The sequence below is a fragment of the Fuscovulum ytuae genome, from assembly GCF_029953595.1.
In the GTDB taxonomy this organism is placed as follows: Bacteria; Pseudomonadota; Alphaproteobacteria; order Rhodobacterales; family Rhodobacteraceae; genus Paragemmobacter; species Paragemmobacter ytuae.
Genome location: NZ_CP124535.1, coordinates 3177825 through 3194962, shown reverse-complemented (window position 1 = coordinate 3194962; position 17138 = coordinate 3177825). Strand labels below are relative to the sequence as shown.

General features: G+C 65.4%; 15 protein-coding genes. 7 read left to right on the top strand and 8 right to left on the bottom strand.

The genetic code is table 11. From position 1 onward, the window contains the following. Positions 1 to 3 precede the first annotated feature (3 nt). The gene (locus tag QF092_RS15370; RefSeq protein WP_281465172.1) at positions 4 to 342 is read right to left on the bottom strand and encodes a P-II family nitrogen regulator; all 339 of its coding nucleotides are present in this window, start codon (positions 340 to 342) and stop codon (positions 4 to 6) included. A 276-nt stretch (positions 343 to 618) separates the two neighbouring features. Between QF092_RS15370 and QF092_RS15365 the strand changes: the two genes are divergently transcribed. Continuing rightward, positions 619 to 2832 (top strand): transglycosylase domain-containing protein, encoded by a 2214-nt coding sequence (locus QF092_RS15365; RefSeq protein ID WP_281465170.1) that lies wholly within the window; start codon positions 619 to 621, stop codon positions 2830 to 2832. Between the two features lie 10 nt (positions 2833 to 2842). On the opposite strand, the gene QF092_RS15360 is transcribed toward QF092_RS15365, so the two are convergent. From QF092_RS15360 to QF092_RS15350, 3 genes are all read right to left on the bottom strand, one after another. Then, positions 2843 to 4381: a trimethylamine methyltransferase family protein gene (locus tag QF092_RS15360; protein WP_281465168.1), complete on the bottom strand. Its 1539-nt coding sequence runs from the start codon at positions 4379 to 4381 to the stop codon at positions 2843 to 2845. 127 nt (positions 4382 to 4508) lie between these two features. Beyond that, positions 4509 to 5126 carry an MlaC/ttg2D family ABC transporter substrate-binding protein gene (locus QF092_RS15355; protein WP_281465166.1) on the bottom strand — a complete coding sequence of 206 codons (618 nt, stop codon included), beginning with the start codon at positions 5124 to 5126 and terminating at the stop codon, positions 4509 to 4511. Then, positions 5116 to 5871 (bottom strand): MlaA family lipoprotein, encoded by a 756-nt coding sequence (locus QF092_RS15350; protein ID WP_281465164.1) that lies wholly within the window; start codon positions 5869 to 5871, stop codon positions 5116 to 5118. Before QF092_RS15350 ends, QF092_RS15355 begins: the two co-directional genes overlap by 11 nt. Positions 5872 to 6185: 314 nt before the next feature. Here QF092_RS15350 and QF092_RS15345 point away from each other — a divergent pair, with 314 nt between their 5' ends. The 6 genes from QF092_RS15345 to QF092_RS15320 all read left to right on the top strand — a co-directional run bounded on the left by QF092_RS15345 (position 6186) and on the right by QF092_RS15320 (position 12322). Further along, entirely contained in the window at positions 6186 to 7949 is a 1764-nt protein-coding gene (locus tag QF092_RS15345) for a type I secretion system permease/ATPase (protein ID WP_281465162.1), read from the top strand. Continuing rightward, positions 7946 to 9238 (top strand): HlyD family type I secretion periplasmic adaptor subunit, encoded by a 1293-nt coding sequence (locus QF092_RS15340; protein WP_281465160.1) that lies wholly within the window; start codon positions 7946 to 7948, stop codon positions 9236 to 9238. The genes QF092_RS15345 and QF092_RS15340 overlap by 4 nt, the downstream gene beginning before the upstream one ends. Positions 9239 to 9304: 66 nt before the next feature. After that, positions 9305 to 9763: a RidA family protein gene (locus QF092_RS15335; RefSeq protein WP_281465158.1), complete on the top strand. Its 459-nt coding sequence runs from the start codon at positions 9305 to 9307 to the stop codon at positions 9761 to 9763. A 17-nt stretch (positions 9764 to 9780) separates the two neighbouring features. Then, positions 9781 to 10551 carry a glycerophosphodiester phosphodiesterase family protein gene (locus QF092_RS15330; protein WP_281470043.1) on the top strand — a complete coding sequence of 257 codons (771 nt, stop codon included), beginning with the start codon at positions 9781 to 9783 and terminating at the stop codon, positions 10549 to 10551. Between the two features lie 236 nt (positions 10552 to 10787). After that, positions 10788 to 11960, top strand: coding sequence for a GNAT family N-acetyltransferase (locus QF092_RS15325; RefSeq protein ID WP_281465156.1), 1173 nt, complete (start codon positions 10788 to 10790; stop codon positions 11958 to 11960). A gap of 59 nt (positions 11961 to 12019) precedes the next feature. Continuing rightward, positions 12020 to 12322, top strand: a complete 303-nt coding sequence (locus QF092_RS15320) for a 4a-hydroxytetrahydrobiopterin dehydratase (RefSeq protein ID WP_281465154.1) — start codon at positions 12020 to 12022, stop codon at positions 12320 to 12322. On the opposite strand, the gene QF092_RS15315 is transcribed toward QF092_RS15320, so the two are convergent. The 4 genes from QF092_RS15315 to QF092_RS15300 form a co-directional block, all read right to left on the bottom strand. Beyond that, the gene (locus QF092_RS15315) at positions 12313 to 12795 is read right to left on the bottom strand and encodes a DUF3592 domain-containing protein (RefSeq protein WP_281465152.1); all 483 of its coding nucleotides are present in this window, start codon (positions 12793 to 12795) and stop codon (positions 12313 to 12315) included. The two genes, QF092_RS15320 and QF092_RS15315, sit on opposite strands and share 10 nt — an antisense overlap. A 4-nt stretch (positions 12796 to 12799) precedes the next feature. Further along, positions 12800 to 13282 (bottom strand): RidA family protein, encoded by a 483-nt coding sequence (locus tag QF092_RS15310; RefSeq protein ID WP_281465150.1) that lies wholly within the window; start codon positions 13280 to 13282, stop codon positions 12800 to 12802. A 51-nt stretch (positions 13283 to 13333) separates the two neighbouring features. Next, complete coding sequence (locus QF092_RS15305; RefSeq protein ID WP_281465147.1) at positions 13334 to 16156, bottom strand: error-prone DNA polymerase; 2823 nt, start codon at positions 16154 to 16156, stop codon at positions 13334 to 13336. Between the two features lie 156 nt (positions 16157 to 16312). After that, entirely contained in the window at positions 16313 to 17113 is an 801-nt protein-coding gene (locus tag QF092_RS15300; RefSeq protein ID WP_281465145.1) for an LOG family protein, read from the bottom strand. Positions 17114 to 17138 lie beyond the last annotated feature (25 nt).

The window sequence follows — 17138 nt, the reverse complement described above, 5'->3', positions numbered from 1 at the left end:
CTCTTACAGCGCATCGTCATTGGTCTCGCCCGTGCGGACACGGACGGCGTGCTGAACATCCAGCACGAAGATTTTTCCATCACCGATCTTGTCGGTCTTCGCGGTGGTGCGGATCGTCTCGACGACCTGGTCTGCCAGGCTGTCGCTCACCACGATCTCCAGCCGGACCTTCGGCACGAAGTTCACGGCATATTCGGCACCACGGTAGATTTCGGTGTGCCCGGACTGCGAGCCGAAGCCCTTGATCTCGGTCACCATCATGCCCCGTACGCCGATGGTGGTCAGCGCCTCGCGGACCTCCTCCAGCTTGAACGGCTTGATTGCTGCAATGATGAGTTTCACGTCGTTCCCCTTCCATTGGCGGGGGCCCGTTCCGGACCCTTGCCCGCATCAAGGAGGGCGATGCCGCAGCTGCACAAGGAATCCGGGGGGATCACCGGGGCGTAAATCCGGCAAATTTGCACAATTTTTGCACTTTTGGCGGCGATTGATTAAATCATAGGCAGATCGCGTAAGCGAATCGTTGCCGATCCGTAAACACGATGCTGTCTCCACATTCCCGTGCGGTCAGGCTATGCTGCATCAAAACCAGCGCGCGAAAGACGGGCAGTAGAAGGCATGGCAGTATCCGGTAACGGGCGCGGACCCCGCGCCCCTCTCGTGGCCGACAGGCGCGTGGCGGCCTCCCGTCCGGCGGCGTCCAGCACGCCCTCCGGGTCCCGAAAGGGCGGGTCCGGGGGCAATGGCAAGCCGCCCGGTCGCGGCACTTCGCCCTCAAACCGCCCACCGCGCCGCCGTGGCCCGATCGGGCGCTTCTTCTTTGGCCTTTTCGGCCTGCTATGGCGCATCATCTGGGGCATCGGCTGGCGCGTCGGCTTTGTCATGGGCACGATCCTTGCCGCCGCCGTCTTCTATTTCTACGCCCAGCTGGCCCCGGTCACCGATCTGATCGATGCCCGCTCGCGCGGATCGGTCACCTTTCTCGATCGGGAAAACAAGGTCTTTGCATGGCGCGGCGAAACCTTCGGTGGCATGATCACCGCCGAAACCGTCTCGCCCTTCCTGCATGATGCGGTGGTCGCCACCGAAGACCGCCGCTTTTACCTGCATCTCGGCATCTCTCCCCGCGGCATCGCCAGCGCGATCCGCATCAACCTCGCCGAAGGGCGCGGCCCCTTCTCGGGCAATGGCGGCTCCACCATCACCCAGCAGGTGGCGAAACTCCTCTGCCTCGGCGTTCCCTATGATCAAACCCAGTGGAAATCCGAAGCCGATTACGAAGCCGACTGCCGCCGTGGCAGCATGTGGCGCAAGATCAAGGAAGTCCCCTACGCCATCGCGATGGAGTTGAAGTATTCCAAGGAGGAAATCCTCACCATCTACTTCAACCGCGCCTATCTGGGGGCCGGCGCGCGCGGGTTCGAAGCCGCCGCCCAGCGCTATTTCGGCAAATCCGCCAATGAAGTGAACGCCGCCGAGGCGGCAATGCTGGCAGGCCTTCTCAAAGCCCCGTCTTATTTTGCCCCCACGAACAACATGGATCGCGCCCGCGCCCGCGCCAATGTCATCATCGGGCTGATGGAGGAACAGGGCTACCTCACCGCCGATCAGGCAACCGAAGCCCGCGCCAACCCCGCCCGCCTGTCCGAAGCCGCCGCCTCCCGCTCTGGCGGTTTCTTTGCGGATTGGGTGATGGAAACCGCCCCCGCCTTCCTTACCACCCAGACGACCGAGGATGTCATCATTCGCACCACGCTGGACCAGCAGCTGCAAAGGGCATCCGAAGAGGCGCTCGCCTATATCTTTGACACAAAGATCAAACAGGGCTCGAACGCACAGGCCGCCATCGTGGTCATGTCCGCCGATGGGGCCGTCCGCGCCATGGTTGGCGGGCGCAAGACACAGGCCGCAGGCAGCTTCAACCGTGCCACACAGGCCCTGCGTCAGACGGGGTCAGCCTTCAAACCCTTTGTCTATGCCGCCGCCCTCGACCTTGGCTGGTCGCCGGAAGATTACGTCGAAGATACGCCCTATACGATCAACATCCCCGGCTCCGGCCCGTGGTCGCCCAAGAATTACGATGAAAAATTCAAGGGCATGATCACCCTGACCCAAGCCTTGGCGGAAAGCCGCAACATCCCTGCCGTCAAGGTGTCCGAAGCCGTGGGCCGCGACAATGTCCGCAAGGTCGCCGCCGATTTCGGGATACAAAGCGACCTCGCCGCAGGCCCCGCCCTCGCGCTTGGCGCGTCCGAGTCCACCCTCTTGGAAATGACAGGCGCCTATGCGGGCATCCTGAACGGCGGGTCATCCGTCACGCCATACGGTCTTGTCGAACTCAGCCTTCAGGGCGAAGAAGAACCGTTGATCGGGGCAGCAGGTGGCATCGGCGAACGTGTTATCTCGGAACAGTCGGCCCGCCTTTTGACCTATATGATGACCAAGGTCATCGAAAATGGCACGGGCGGCCGCGCGCGGCTTGACGATCGGCAGGCCGCAGGCAAAACCGGCACCACACAGGCCGCCCGCGATGCATGGTTCGTGGGCTATACCGCCGATTACGTGGCGGGCGTCTGGATGGGCTATGACGACAACACCCCCCTGACAGGCGTTACAGGCGGCGGCTTGCCCGCCGAAATCTGGCACGAGGTGATGGTCCGGGTCCACGAAGGCCTGCCCCCCAAGCCCCTACCCATGGATATCCCCGCCCCCCGCGCGCCGCCTCAGCCGGAATACCAAGACCCCGGCACCGTGGCCCAGCAGCCCCAACGCGACCGTTCACAAGAAGACCCAGTCGAGGCGCTTCTGCGCGACCTGCTCGGCCTTTACTGACCCGGGCCCCCTACATCTCTTCGGGTGGCATGCCCCCAGCCTGCCGCCGATCGGCAACCCAACGCGCCAAACGCCCCGCCGCCCCATCACAAGCCCGTGGCGGCGTGAAATCCGCCAAGGCTTCTTGCCAGATCGCCGTCGCCCGCTCATCCGCGCGCAGGCCGCCCGCGTCTCGCCATGCCCCATGGTTGGCCAGGTCCGCCACCAGCGGTGCATGGAAGGCTGTCTCATACCGCTCCATCGTATGCGCGGCTGCAAAGAAATGGCCGCCGGGCGGCACTTCGGCAATCGCCTCAAAGGCCAGCGCCGCCGTATCCGCCGCCGCAGGCTGGGCCAACGCTGCCATCACCTGCAAGGCTTCGACATCGCAGATGAACTTTTCATAGCCAAAGCTTAGCCCGCCCTCCAACCAACCCGCCGCATGAACTGTCACCGTCGCCTGCGCCAGCACCGCGCCCCACAGCGCCATCACCGTCTCGGTCGCCCCCTGCGCATCCGCCACATTCGACGCAGCCCCCGTGGCAGACCGCCATGGCAGCCCGATGAACCGCGCCAACTGCCCCGATCCCAGATTGGCGCGCACATGTTCCGGCGTACCAAAGGCGGGCGATCCGCTCTTCATGTCCACATTGGAGGAGAACCCGCCATAGGCCACCGGCGCGCCCGGTGCGGCCATCTGCGCCAGCACGATCCCCGCCAGGGCTTCGGCATGTTGCAGGACCAGCGCCCCCGCCACAGTCACCGGGGCCATCGCCCCCGCCAGACAGAAGGGCGTGATCAGCGTCAACTGCCCCGCCCGCGCGAAATCGATAATCCCCCGCGCCATCGGCACGTCGATCTGGCGCGGGGAATTGGTGTTGATCACCGTCGTGGCCCAGACCCCGTCACGGAACCCCGCCTCATCCAGCCCGCGCGCCAGCCGGATCATGTGAAAGGCCTCTTCCACCTGCCCGCGCCCCCGCGCATAGACAAAGAGGGGCTTTGCCCCATTGGCGAGCTGATCCTCCATCATCGCGTAATGCCGCAAATGGATTGGCACATCCTGTGGTTCCGCCGATGGACCATGCATATGGATCACGTCAAAGACCTGTTGCAGGCGCAGCGTCTCGACAAAACTTTCCCGCGATCCGGCCCGTCGCCCGCGCATAAGGTCAGTCACATTGGGGCAGCCCGCCCCCGCCATGAACAGCATCTCTCCGGGTGCAAAGACCCGCTCACGTGCCGGATCGGCGGCGCGCAGACGCACCGACCTTGGCGCTTGGCGCAGCGCCTCGGCGACCATGTCGCGTCCGATCCGCACCATGGCGCTGTCCTCGTCCACGATGGCCCCGGCCCCCCGCAGGATGGCCCGCGCCTCACTCAGCAGGACACGGATACCCAGATCCTCAAGCACCCGCAGCGCGGTGTCGTGCATCGCGGCGATCTCATCGTCGGAAAACGCGCCCTGCGCCGCGAATGGGTGGCGCAGGGCACCATAGCCTGCCCCAGCCCCCCCTGCGGCCCGCGCCTTTCCGCCCCGCCGCCCGCCGCGCCGCTCTGATCCTGCCATGCCCGCCTCCCTTGCCTTGGCCAATCCTCACTCAAGCGTCGCCCGCGTCTGCCCCTTTCCCGACACCGCAATGAAAAAACCCGCCGGATGGCCCCGGCGGGTTTGCCCTACAGCCCTGCGCAGGGGATCACAGCGTCTTCAACTCCGCCACCAGCGCATCGATATTGCCCCGGTTCTTGTCCAACAAGGCGCCGATCTCCGTCCTCTCCGAGGCCAGCATGTTAACCCCTTCGATGATGATGTTGAAAAACAGGCTACGCCCCGACTTGTCCGAAACATGCCAGCGCAGGTCGAACGGTGCCTCGCCCTGCAGATGGGCGACCGAGATCACCTCAAAATAGCTTTTGATCGGACGCGCATCCACAACCTCGATGCGCCCGCCGATGAATTCGCGGAAGCGGCGACCGTATTTCCGGCTGATATAGCCCTGATAGGCCGTGGTGAAGGCCGAAAGCTGCCCCCCGCTCGCCTGCCGCGCGGCAGGGCCAAGCGCCGACCGCGCGATCACCGGCACATCGGCATATTTCACAAAGACCCGCTCGAAATCCGCAAACATAGCGCTTTCGGATTTGCCCGACCCGATGATGCGGTTCACATCCGCCACCGCCCGGTCGATCAGATCACGCGACTGCTCTACCGTCAGGGCCTGCCCCGGCAGCGGCAAGGCAAAGGCAGCCGATGCCGCCAGTGCGATGGTGGTGAAACTCCGGCGCGACAGCCGGGAAAAAGCAGGATCATTGCGCATAGGGATCCTCAAAATCGGCATAGGGGTCTTCAAATCCGGCATCGTCCCCAGCAGCATCCTGCCCCAGTTCGAACCGGCGGTTCTGCAGATACAGCAGGCGCGCCTGCGCATAGCTGTCTGCGCTTTCATACAGAATGGAATCGACCGTGTTGGTAAAACGCGCGCGATTGCTCAGCCCGGACGAAATCTTTGCCACCGTGGCATAGCCCGCCTCGGGATTGGGCAGCGCCAACCGAACGGGGTTCAGCGCCACATCCACAACCAGCCCCACCATGTCGCGGCTTGTCGTCGGCCCCACAAACGGCGCTTCCACATAATCCCCTTCCGGCGCACCCCAGACATGTAGCGTCTCGCCGAAATCCGTGCGATCCCCCATCACGCCAAGCGCCGTGGCCGGGTCGAACAACCCGCCGATCCCGATGGTCGAATTGATAGCAAAGCGCAGCGTATTCTCCGCCGCTTTGCCCAGACGCAACTGCAACAGGTTGTTCACAACATCGCCCGGTGCATCAAGGTTGCTCGCGAAATTCGAAATCCCCGTTTCAACGGGTTCTGGCAGGATACGGCTATAGGTCGTGGCCGTCGGCCGCAGCAGGTTACGATCCAGCCCACGATTGAACTCATGGACCTGACGGTTCTGCGCTTCATTCGGATCATCGATCCCGGAGGGGATGGGCGCCGGGCCACAGGCCGACAAAAGCAGCGCAACACCCGCCGCCGCAACCGCCGGACCCTTCTTTCCCATCCGCATCTCGCGCCTGTTCATCGCCCTCTTCCAATCCCACACGGCCCGGACTTGCACCCAAAGCCTTTTCCAACGTCTATGCCGCGACGCCTGCCAAGACAACCGCAACCGGGCCTTTCCGCGATCACGTGTCGCGGAAACCCGCTGTTTTCGCTGCATCAAACGGCATTCATTCATATTACGCGCATTTCATTCCCCCGGATGACCCGCCCACGCGATTGTCACCGCCCTTCTGCCCGTGCTAGCCTTCGCGTCGGTCCGTCCGATGCAGGTTGTCGGGGCTGCGGGCCGTGTAACCCGTGTCAGGATTGCCCGTGAAACCGCCCCAAACGACGCCCGCGCCGCGTCTTTCCAACCGCGCCGCCCAGCATCCCGGTCTCGCCGAACTCGCCTCCCATCGCCAGCCCCGGCTCTTCGCCTTGGCCATCGTCTTTTCCGTAGCGGCCAGCCTCCTGATGCTGACCAGTCCGCTTTACATGCTGCAGGTCTATGACCGCGTCTTAGGCAGCCGATCCGAGGCAACGCTTGTTGCCCTTTCGCTCCTCATCACCGTCCTCTTTCTGCTGATGGGCCTGTTTGACCATGCCCGCAGCCGCCTTCTCGCCCGCATCGGCGCCCGGATGCAGGATGGCCTCGACCGTCGGGTCTTCTCCGCCGCCCTGACGGCCGCAAGCCTTGATCCCGATGATACACCCGCCGCCTCGGCCCCCCGCGATCTGGATGCCATCCGCCAATTCTGGTCCTCGCCCGCGATCACCGCCCTGATCGACATGCCATGGACCCCGGTCTTCCTTGCCGCGATTTTCCTCTTTCACCCGCTGCTCGGCTGGCTTGCCATCGCGGGCGGGGTCATCGTCGTGGGCCTTGCCGTCCTCAACCAACTTGCCACCCGCCGCGCCATCGCACGCAGCACCGCCGCCGCCCTGCATGCCGACCGCAGTGCTGACCGCATGGTCACCGAAGGCGAAACGATCCGCGCCCTTGGCATGACCGGGGCCGCCTTCGACCGTTGGCAAAGAACCCGCAACCTTGCCCTCGTCGAAGGTCTTGCCGCCTCCGACATCGCGGGCGGCCATGCCACCGCCTCGCGCACCTTCCGGCTTTTCTTGCAATCGGCCATGCTCGGCCTTGCCGCATGGGTCGTGCTGAAGGGCGAACTCAGCCCCGGCGCGATGATCGCGGCCTCCATCCTCATGGGCCGCGCCCTGCAACCCGTCGAACAGGCCGTGGGTCACTGGTCCACCGTCCAGCGCGCGGCTGAGGCGCGCCACCGCCTTGCCGACCTTCTGGCCCGCAATCCGCCACCTGCCCCGCGCACCAACCTGCCCCGCCCCAAGGGCCAGCTTGTCGCCGCCCAACTCGCCGTCCGCCCGCCGGGTCAACCCTTGCCCATCCTGCGCGGTATCTCTTTCGCCATAGACCCCGGTCAGGCTTTGGGTGTCATCGGCCCCTCCGGCGCGGGCAAATCCACCCTCGCCCGTGCCCTGATCGGCCTCTGGCCCGCCGCCACAGGCAGCCTTCGCCTCGATGGCGCGACGCTCGATCAATATGACCCCGATCAGCTGGGTCGCTGGATCGGCTACCTGCCCCAGCGGGTCACCCTCTTTGACGGAACCATCGCCGAAAACATCTCTCGCCTCGCCCCGCCCAACGATGCCGCTGTCATCGCCGCCGCAAAAAAAGCCGCCGCGCATGACATGATCCTGCGCCTGCCCGATGGCTATGACACCCGCATCGATGCCAGCGGCGGCCGCCTATCCGGTGGTCAGATGCAGCGCGTGGCGCTGGCCCGCGCGCTTTATGGCGACCCGCCGCTTCTGATCCTTGATGAACCGAATTCGCAACTCGACAATGACGGATCGAATGCCCTCAACGCTGCCCTGCGCGCGCACAAGGCGGCGGGGGGCTCTGCCCTCGTCATGGCCCATCGCCCCGCCGCCATTCAGGAATGCGACCTGCTCCTGATCCTAGAAAACGGCCAACCCTCCGCCTATGGCCCGCGTGATCAGATCCTGCGCGACCGCATCCAGAACGCCGCCGAAATCACCCGCGCCACCGCCCCCGGAAGCCTAAGATGACAGCCCCTTCGCCCTTTTCGGCCCGTCGCCCCGCGCTGCTCGGCCTCACTGCCCTTGCCGCGCTTTTGGCCACGCTTGGCCTCTGGGGCACCTTCACCACCCTTGACGGGGCCGTCATCGCCCCCGGTCAGGTCGAGGTGGCACAGAACCGTCAGGTGGTCCAGCATCCCGATGGCGGCGTCGTGTCCGGCGTCGCCATCCGCGAAGGCCAACCCGTTGCCGCCGGTGACCTCCTCCTCACCCTCGACGGCACCGCGGTCACCGCCGAATACCGCATCGTCACCTCCCAGCTTCTCGACCTCCGCACCCGCCGCGCCCGGCTCGAGGCGGAACGGGACGATGCCCCGACCCTCACCTTCCCCGCCGATCTTGATCCAGCCGACCCGCAGGTCGCCGACCTGATCGAAGGCCAGACCCGCCTCTTCCTCGCCCGCCGCGACACGCTCGCCCGTCAAACGGAACAACTCGCCCGCCGCAGCGCCCAGTTTGGCACCCAAATCGAAGGGATCGACGCGCAAACCGCCGCCCTCACCCGCCAGCTTGATCTCATCCGCCGCGAACTCGCCACCCAGCAGGACCTGCTGGATAAAGGCCTCGCCCAAGCCGCCCGCGTCCTCGCCCTCGAACGCGAAGAAGCCGGGCTGCAAGGCCGGCTTGGCGAACTCGCCTCCTCCCGCGCGCAGGCCGAAGGCCGCATCACCGAGTTCGACCTTGAAATCCTCCGCCTCGCCGCCCTGCGCCGCGAAGAGGCGCTCTCCGAACTGCGCGACATCGCCCCGCTGGAACGTGAGGCAGGCGAACGCGCCGCCACCTTAGCCGAACGCATCGCCCGGCTTGAAATACGCGCCCCCGTTTCGGGCCTCGTCCTCGGCCTGACCGTCACCACCCCCCGCGCCGTGATCCGGCCCGCCGAACCCATCCTCTACCTTGTCCCGCAGGACCGCCCGCTGGTGATCGCCGCCCGCATCCCCCCCCTCCATATCGATGAGGTGCATCCCGGCCAGCCGGTCCGCCTCATGCTACCCGCCTTCCCCCATGCCGACGCACCCGAACTCACCGGAACCCTCTCGGTGATCTCTGCCGATGCGCTGGCCGATGCCAATAGCGGCATCCCCTATTACCGGGCCGAGATCACGCTGACGCCTGCCGAACTCACCCTCCTCGGTGACCGCGCTCTTCTGCCCGGCATGCCGGTGGATGCCTATCTCCTCACCACCCCGCGCACGCCGCTTGCTTATCTCTTCCAACCCTTTGCGGTCTATTTTCGGCAAGCCTTCCGCGAAAGCTGATCCTGCCCACCCTTGCCCCGCCCCGCCCCGAAGGCTAGCCTCCGCGCCAAGCAACCGGAGGTTCCCATGTCCATCGAAGCCCGCCTCGCCGAACTCGGCGTCACCCTGCCCGACGCGCCCGCGCCTGCCGCGAATTACGTCCCCTTCGTCGTGGTGGGCAACCTCGTCCACGTCTCCGGCCAGATCAGCCAGAACGCCTCCGGCCTCATCAAGGGCCGCTTGGGCGACGACCTCGCCATCGAACAGGGGGCCGAGGCCGCGAAATCCTGCGCCATCTCGCTGCTGGCTCAAGTGAAAAAGGCCTGCGGCGGCGATCTCTCGCGCCTTGTCCGCGTGGTGAAACTGGTGGGCTTCGTCAACTCCACCCCCGAATTCACCGATCAGCCCAAGGTCATCAACGGCGCCTCCGACTTTCTGGTGGCAGCCCTTGGCGACGCAGGCCGCCATGCCCGCTCCGCCGTCTCCGCCGCCTCGCTGCCCTTGGGCGTGGCGGTGGAAATCGAAGGCCTCTTCGAAATCCGATAAACCGCCTGGTGACCCCGATGCGCGCGCCCCTGCCCCCCGCTTTCCTGACCACACCCATCGCTCACCGGGCCTATCACGACGTCACGCAAGGGCGCCCCGAAAACAGCCGCGCGGCCATCGCTGCCGCCATCGCAGCAGGCTACGCGATCGAGATCGACCTTCAACTGTCCCGCGATGGCGTCCCGATGGTCTTTCACGATGAAACCCTCGAACGCCTCACCCCGCGCGAAGGCTGGCTCTCCGACCTTACCGCTGACCAGCTGGCCGAAATCCCGCTCAAGGGCGGCGATGAAACCATCCCCACCTTGGCCGAGGTTTTATCCCTCATCGCAGGCCGCACCCCCCTCTTGATCGAGCTAAAGGATCAGACCCTCCGCATGGCCGAAACCGATGGCCGCCTCGAAGCGGCCACCGCCACCCTTCTGGCCGGATACCAAGGCCCCGTCGCCGTGATGTCCTTCAACCCCCATTGCATCGCCCGCATGGCGGCGCTTGCGCCCAACCTGCCGCGCGGCCTGACCACCTCGGCCTATGATCCCGAAGATTGGCACCCCCTCGCCCCTGAAACCTGCGACCGCCTCCGCCCCATCCCCGACTACGACCGGGTCGAGGCCACCTTCATCTCCCACGAACATACCGATCTCGCCCGCCCCCGCGTTGCCGAACTGGCCGCCAAAGGCGCGGCGATCCTTTGCTGGACCATCAAATCCCCCGAACAGGAAGCCTCCGCCCGCCGCATCGCGCAGAACATCACCTTCGAACAATATCCGGCCCCCCATCCGGCCTGACCCCTCTCTTCATCTTGGCCCAAATACTCAAAAGAAACCCGCCACTCCACGCGCTGCGGCTCCAAGGTTTTCGAAAGGGACGGCAGATAGCAAACCCAAGCGACACCACCCTTCCGGCTTGACCAAGGCACCCATTGCCCCACCTCTGCCCTGACCCGACGTTGCAAGACACAGCACCGGGGGGTCCGGGGGGCCGGATGGCCCCCCGGCCTTTCCAGAAAGACCGACGCGCCGGCATGACCAGAACCGAACTCCTCGACCGCCTCGCCGATATCCCCGCCGCCGAATGGGATGCCGTCGCCTGCCCAGAGGCCGCAGATGGAACAAGGCCGCAAGACCCCTTCACCACCCATCGCTTCCTCAACGCGCTGGATGCCTCTAACTCCACCGGCACAGGCACCGGCTGGTCGCCCCGCCCCCTGATCCTGCGCGACGACACCCGCCTCCTCGCGGCCACGCCGCTTTATGTGAAATCCCACAGCCAGGGCGAATATATCTTCGATCACGGCTGGGCGCAGGCGCTGGAACGCGCGGGCGGTCGCTACTACCCAAAACTTCAGATCGCCGTCCCCTTCACCCCCGCCACGGGACGCCGCTTCCTCACCGCGCCCGACGCCCCCCACGCCCGCGACGATCTGGTAGAGGCGGCGGTCCACCTAGCCCGCTCCAACCGCCTCTCCTCGCTCCACGTTACCTTTTGCACGGGGGAAGAGGCCGAAACGCTGGCCCCCCGCCACGGCCTGCTCCACCGCGTCACCCAGCAATTCCACTGGGAAAACCGGGGCTACGCAACATTCGACGATTTCCTGAACGACCTGTCCTCGCGCAAACGCAAGATGATCCGCAAGGAACGCGAAACCGCCCACGCCTCGGGTCTCACCGTCCGGGCGCTGACGGGCGATCAAATCCAATCACATCACTGGGATGCTTTCTGGGCTTTCTATCAAGACACCGGCGCGCGCAAATGGGGCACCCCCTACCTCAGCCGCCGCTTCTTCACTCTCGCCCATGAAACCATGTGCAACGACATGCTCTTGGTGCTGGCCGAACGTCCTGACGGCACCCCCGTCGCAGGCGCGCTCAATTTCATCGGGCGAGATACGCTTTACGGTCGCTATTGGGGCTGTGTCGAAGATCACCCCTGCCTGCATTTCGAACTCTGCTACTATCAGGCCATCGACTGGGCCATCACCCACGGCCTTGCACGTGTCGAGGCGGGCGCACAGGGCGAACACAAACTTGCCCGTGGCTACCTTCCTACCCCCGTCCATTCCCTCCACTGGATCGCCGATCCCGGCTTCCGTGACGCGGTGGCGCAATACCTGCGCGCCGAACGCCGCGCCGTGGATGACGAGATCGAGGTTCTCACCGCCTACGGTCCCTTCCGGCGCATCGACGCCGAGACGTGATCACCGCCGTTGACGCCGCCCCCTGCGGGTGCATGCTGCGCTGACAGACAGAGGTGCCCATGATCGACCGTCCCCCCTATCAACCCGTCGCCGACAGCGATCTCGCCCCGCTCATTGCATCAGGCTGGATGGTCATCGAAGGCGGCCGCGCCATCGCCAAGGTCTACACCTTCGCGAATTTCATCGAAGCTTTCGGCTTCATGACCCGCGCCGCCTTCTGGGCGGAAAAGTGGAACCACCATCCCGATTGGTCCAATGTCTACAAGACCGTCACCGTGACGCTCACCACCCATGACACGGGCGGGTTGACCGATCTCGACCTCCGCCTTGCCGCCAAGATGGATGCGCTCGCCTATGACTGACGCCGCCGCCTAAGCGCGAAGTCCAAGGCCAAAAAGGCCAGCGCGAAAAGCCCCAGCCACGTCGCCAGCCTGTCAAGCTGCCCAGACGCGCGGTCCAACCCCGCCGTCCCGAACAGCGCCACCACCGAAGGATCGCTCCGCGCCACCAGCGCCACGCGCCGCTCACCCACCGCCATGGCCTCCCATGTCTCGCGCGACACGGTGCTGCGATCCTCCAGAACATCGCCCGTCACCGGATCGGCAAAGCGGAAATAAAGGTAATAGGTCGGTATCCCCTCGCGCTCCGTCCCATCGGCATCGCTGCGCGTCGGCACATGCCGCCATTTCCGCACGATCTCGGCCTCGACCTCAACGCCCTCGCTCTGCAACAGCCGGACATCCGCGCCAAGGCTGCGGCCATACCAGCCCGCCGCCAGCGCCCCCGCCAGAAACAGCAGCGCAAAAGGGATCAGCAAGCCGCGCAGCAGGTCCACCCCCTCAATCCTCCACTTCCACCGTGGCCCATGTCTCGAAACACACACCGCCCGCAAGCGCCATCACCCCGATGGTCGCACGGCCCCCAAGTCCCCGCTCGCGCCCGAACACCTCGATAAACAGGTCCGACAGTCCCGACGATACCTTATGCACCTCTTCATAATCCGGCGTGCAGACCACGAAATTCAGCGTCCGCACGATGCCCTTCACCCGGTCCAGCGATCCGACCGCCTGCCGTATGCCGCCCAGCACGTTCAGCCCCGTCCGCCGCGCCGCGTCATAGCCCTGCGCTGTCGTCAGATCCGCCCCCAGTCGTCCCTTGTGGGTGATCTCCGCCCCCACCTGCGCCACATGACCCGACAGGAACAACAGGTTCCCCACCCGGTGATAGGGCTTCATCGTCCCATAATCCGCCCCGTAATACCCGATCCGGTCAAAATCGGGGATATCCAGCCCCATCTCGATCGCCAGCCGCTCCGGTGTCATGTGCCTCTCCCTCGTGACATGACCAAGCCTGCCCCGCGACGGCCCGCCCGATCAAGCCACCTCTGGCGTCAGCCAAGGCCGCAGCAACGCCATAGGATGCGCCCGCAGCGTCAGGCGGAGCGACACGTAATCCTCCACCACCTGCTCGCCCATCGTCATCTCGCGCAAGCTAACGCCGGGTTCCACGATCCCCTCGCCATCGATATCCCCGGCAAAGAGCGGCAAGGGGCTGCCCTCCACCAAGGCCTTCGCCGCCCATAGCGCCTCACGCCGCGTCACGCCCAGCGCCGCAAAGGCATCCGCTTCGGCCAAACGCGCCAGCATCCGCGCGCTCACCCCCGCGCGCCGCCAGACATCCTCCACCACGGCATAGCCATTGCCTCGCGCGGCGACGATCCACTGCGCCTCTTCCTCCACCATCCCCTTGATCTGCCGGAACCCCAGCCGCAGCGCCAACCCGCCCCGCCCATCGGGTTCCATCACATTGTCCCAATGGCTTGCATTGATGCAGGGCGGGCGCACCGTGACCCCATGTTCCCGCGCATCCCGCACGATCTGGGCCGGCGCATAAAACCCCATAGGCTGGCTGTTCAGCAACGCGCAGGCGAATATCCCCGGATGATGCCGCTTCAACCATGCACTGGCATAGACCAACAGGGCAAAACTGGCGGCGTGGCTTTCGGGGAAGCCGTAACTCCCAAACCCCTCGATCTGCGCGAAACAGCGCGCGGCAAACTCCTCCTGATATCCATTCGCCGCCATCCCCGCCATGAACCGCTCACGGAACTCGCTCACATTTCCATGCTTCTTGAAGGTGGCCAGCGACCGCCGCAGACGGTCAGCCTCGGTCGGCGTGAACCCCGCCCCGATGATGGCGATCTGCATCGCCTGTTCCTGAAACAGCGGTACGCCCAGCGTCTTGCCCAAGACGCGCCCCAACTCATCCGAAGGAAAGCTCACCACCTCCTGCCCGTTCCGCCGCCGCAGGAAGGGATGCACCATATCCCCCTGTATCGGCCCCGGTCGGATGATCGCCACCTGAATGACCAGATCGTAAAACGTCCGCGGCCGCATCCGTGGTAGGAAATTCATCTGCGCCCGGCTTTCCACCTGAAACACGCCAAGGCTATCGGCCCGGCACAGCATCTCATAGGTCGCAGGGTCCTCGGCGGGCAGGCTGGCCAGCGTATGCCGCAACTGGTGATGCCGCTCCATCAGGTCGAACGCCTTGCGGATGCAGGTCAACATCCCCAAGGCCAGCACATCCACCTTCAATATCCCCAGCGTGTCGATATCATCCTTGTCCCAGCAGATGACGGTCCGATCCTCCATCGTCGCATTCTCGATGGGCACCAACTCATCCAGCCGCCCCTCGGTGATGATGAACCCGCCGACATGCTGGCTTAAATGCCGGGGAAACCCCTGTATCTCCTCGATCAGTTGCAGCGTCAGCGCCAGCCGCCGATCCGTGGGGTCCAGCCCGATCTCACGCAGCCGGGTTTCCGTGATCTGCCCCGGTCCCCCCCAGCCCCAGATCTGGCTCGACATCGCGGCCAGCGTGTCCTCGCTCAACCCCATCGCGCGCCCTACCTCGCGCACAGCCCGCTTGCCACGGTAATGGATCACCGTCGCGCAGAGTCCCGCCCGATGCCGCCCATAGCGCGCATAGATATGCTGGATCACCTCCTCGCGCCGCTCATGTTCGAAATCCACGTCGATATCGGGCGGCTCATTCCGCGCCTCGGAAACGAACCGCTCAAAGACCATCGTCCCGATCTCCGGGCTGACACTCGTCACGCCCAAGGCGTAACAGACCACCGAATTCGCCGCCGACCCCCGCCCTTGGCACAGGATCCCCCGCGCCTTGGCGAAATCGACGATATCATGCACCGTCAGGAAATAGGGCTCGTACCGCAGCTTCCCGATCAGCGCCAATTCATGCGCCATCTGCGCCCGCACCCGATCGGGGGGGCCATCTGGGTATCGCCAATCCAGCCCCGCCCAAGCCAGCCGCGCCAGACGTTCCGCCGCCGTCTCGCCCCCCGTCACCTCCGACGGGTATTCATACCGCAACTCATCCAGCGAAAACGCCAAGCCCGCCGCCACCTCCCCCGACCGATGCACCGCATCCTCGTGGCCAGAAAACAGCCGCAGCATCTCGGCCTCCGACCGCAGCCGCTGCTCGGCATGGGGCAGCGCGCGGCGGCCCAGCGCATCCACCCGAACCCCCAGCCGGATCGCCGTCAGCACATCCGCCATCCGCCGCCGCGACCCGTGATGCATGATCGGCAAGGCGCTCGCCACGGGCGTCACCCCCACCCCCTCCGCCAGCCGCGCCAAGCGCGCGAACCGTGCCCGATCCTGCCCGTCATAGCGCGGCGCCATCAGCAGATGGCACGCCCCGCCAAAGGCCCCGATCAGCCGCGCCACCGCGCCCCGCCACGCCTCCATCTGCCCCCGCTGAGGCGGATGGATCAGCAGCACCATCCCCGTCCCCCACGCCAGCAGATCGTCCAGCGAAAGGTCACACTCCCCCTTCGCCACCCGCAACCGACCCAGCGAAATCAGACGGCATAACCGCCCCCACCCTGCCCGACCTTCCGGCAGACAGGTCACCGTGAACCCATCCCGCAGCACGATCCGCGCCGCCGGGATAAGCCGCGTCCCCGGCCAGTCCCGCCCCTCCTCCGCCGCCAGCCGTTCCAGTTCCCGCACCCGCGCATGGGCGCGCACGATCCCCGCCACGGAATTCACATCCGCCACCGCCACCCCCGCCATCCCCATGGCGGCGGCACGCTCCATCACCTCCTCGGGATGCGACGCCCCAAGAAGAAAGGTGAAATTCGACAGGGCCGACAATTCGACGAAAGCCATGGGCAGCAGGGATTCGCAGATGTTCCGATAAGAACATTATAGGAACACTTACGCGCAAGACGAGTCCCCCCCGCCCCTCAGGCCAGATCAGAAACCGTCAAACAGGATACTTACCGTCCGTTTCAGAACATCCCGAACGATGCCAGCGCCAAACCCTCACGCGCCCCCCAGTATCATCTCCACCGCCTCTTCCGCCGTCTCCACGAACCGGAACAGCTTCAGATCATCCGCGTTGATCAGCCCCTGATCCGCCAGCGCCTGCCAATTCACGACCCCCTCCCAGAACGCCCGGCCAAACAGCAAAAACGGCACCGGCTTCATCCGCCCCGTCTGGATCAAGGTCAGCGCCTCGAACATCTCATCCAGCGTGCCAAACCCGCCCGGAAAGATGCAGACCGCCCGCGCCCGCATCAGGAAATGCATCTTGCGGATCGCGAAATAGTGGAAGTTGAAACACAGATCTGGCGTGACATGGGCATTTGGCGCCTGCTCATGCGGCAGCACGATGTTCAACCCGATCGACTGCCCCCCCGCCTCCGCCGCGCCAAGGTTCCCCGCCTCCATGATCCCCGGCCCGCCCCCGGTGACGACCACCAACTCGCGCCCGTAACTCTTCAGGCTCTCCTCCGTGATAAGGAAGGAAAGCTTCCGCGCCTCCTCATACCACCGCGCCAGCCCGCCCGCAGGCCCCGTGCCATCCGGCCTGACCCGCGCCGACCCCATCACCACCACGGTGGACCGGATGCCCCGCTCGTCCAGCACCATCTGCGGCTTCAGCAGTTCCAACTGCAACCGCACCGGTCGCAACTCCTCGCGCATCAGGAAATCCGTGTCGGTAAAGGCCAGCCGATAGGCCGGTGCCTGCGTCTGCGCCGTATCCGGCAACCGCTCCGCCGCCGCCGCATCCTCGCTGCTGTCGCGGAAAGGGTGGCTGCGTCCATCCTCCTTGGGTGTCATGCCGTTCCTCTTGTTGCACGGGCCT

What these genes read in the sequence shown, in the direction of transcription:
- QF092_RS15365 (WP_281465170.1), top strand. Translation starts at nt 619, where the DNA reads ATGGCAGTATCCGGTAACGGGCGCGGACCCCGCGCCCCTCTCGTGGCC.
- QF092_RS15360 (WP_281465168.1), bottom strand. Translation starts at nt 4,381, where the DNA reads ATGGCAGGATCAGAGCGGCGCGGCGGGCGGCGGGGCGGAAAGGCGCGG.
- QF092_RS15355 (WP_281465166.1), bottom strand. Translation starts at nt 5,126, where the DNA reads ATGCGCAATGATCCTGCTTTTTCCCGGCTGTCGCGCCGGAGTTTCACC.
- QF092_RS15350 (WP_281465164.1), bottom strand. Translation starts at nt 5,871, where the DNA reads ATGGGAAAGAAGGGTCCGGCGGTTGCGGCGGCGGGTGTTGCGCTGCTT.
- QF092_RS15340 (WP_281465160.1), top strand. Translation starts at nt 7,946, where the DNA reads ATGACAGCCCCTTCGCCCTTTTCGGCCCGTCGCCCCGCGCTGCTCGGC.
- QF092_RS15335 (WP_281465158.1), top strand. Translation starts at nt 9,305, where the DNA reads ATGTCCATCGAAGCCCGCCTCGCCGAACTCGGCGTCACCCTGCCCGAC.
- QF092_RS15330 (WP_281470043.1), top strand. Translation starts at nt 9,781, where the DNA reads ATGCGCGCGCCCCTGCCCCCCGCTTTCCTGACCACACCCATCGCTCAC.
- QF092_RS15325 (WP_281465156.1), top strand. Translation starts at nt 10,788, where the DNA reads ATGACCAGAACCGAACTCCTCGACCGCCTCGCCGATATCCCCGCCGCC.
- QF092_RS15320 (WP_281465154.1), top strand. Translation starts at nt 12,020, where the DNA reads ATGATCGACCGTCCCCCCTATCAACCCGTCGCCGACAGCGATCTCGCC.
- QF092_RS15310 (WP_281465150.1), bottom strand. Translation starts at nt 13,282, where the DNA reads ATGACACCGGAGCGGCTGGCGATCGAGATGGGGCTGGATATCCCCGAT.
- QF092_RS15305 (WP_281465147.1), bottom strand. Translation starts at nt 16,156, where the DNA reads ATGGCTTTCGTCGAATTGTCGGCCCTGTCGAATTTCACCTTTCTTCTT.
- QF092_RS15300 (WP_281465145.1), bottom strand. Translation starts at nt 17,113, where the DNA reads ATGACACCCAAGGAGGATGGACGCAGCCACCCTTTCCGCGACAGCAGC.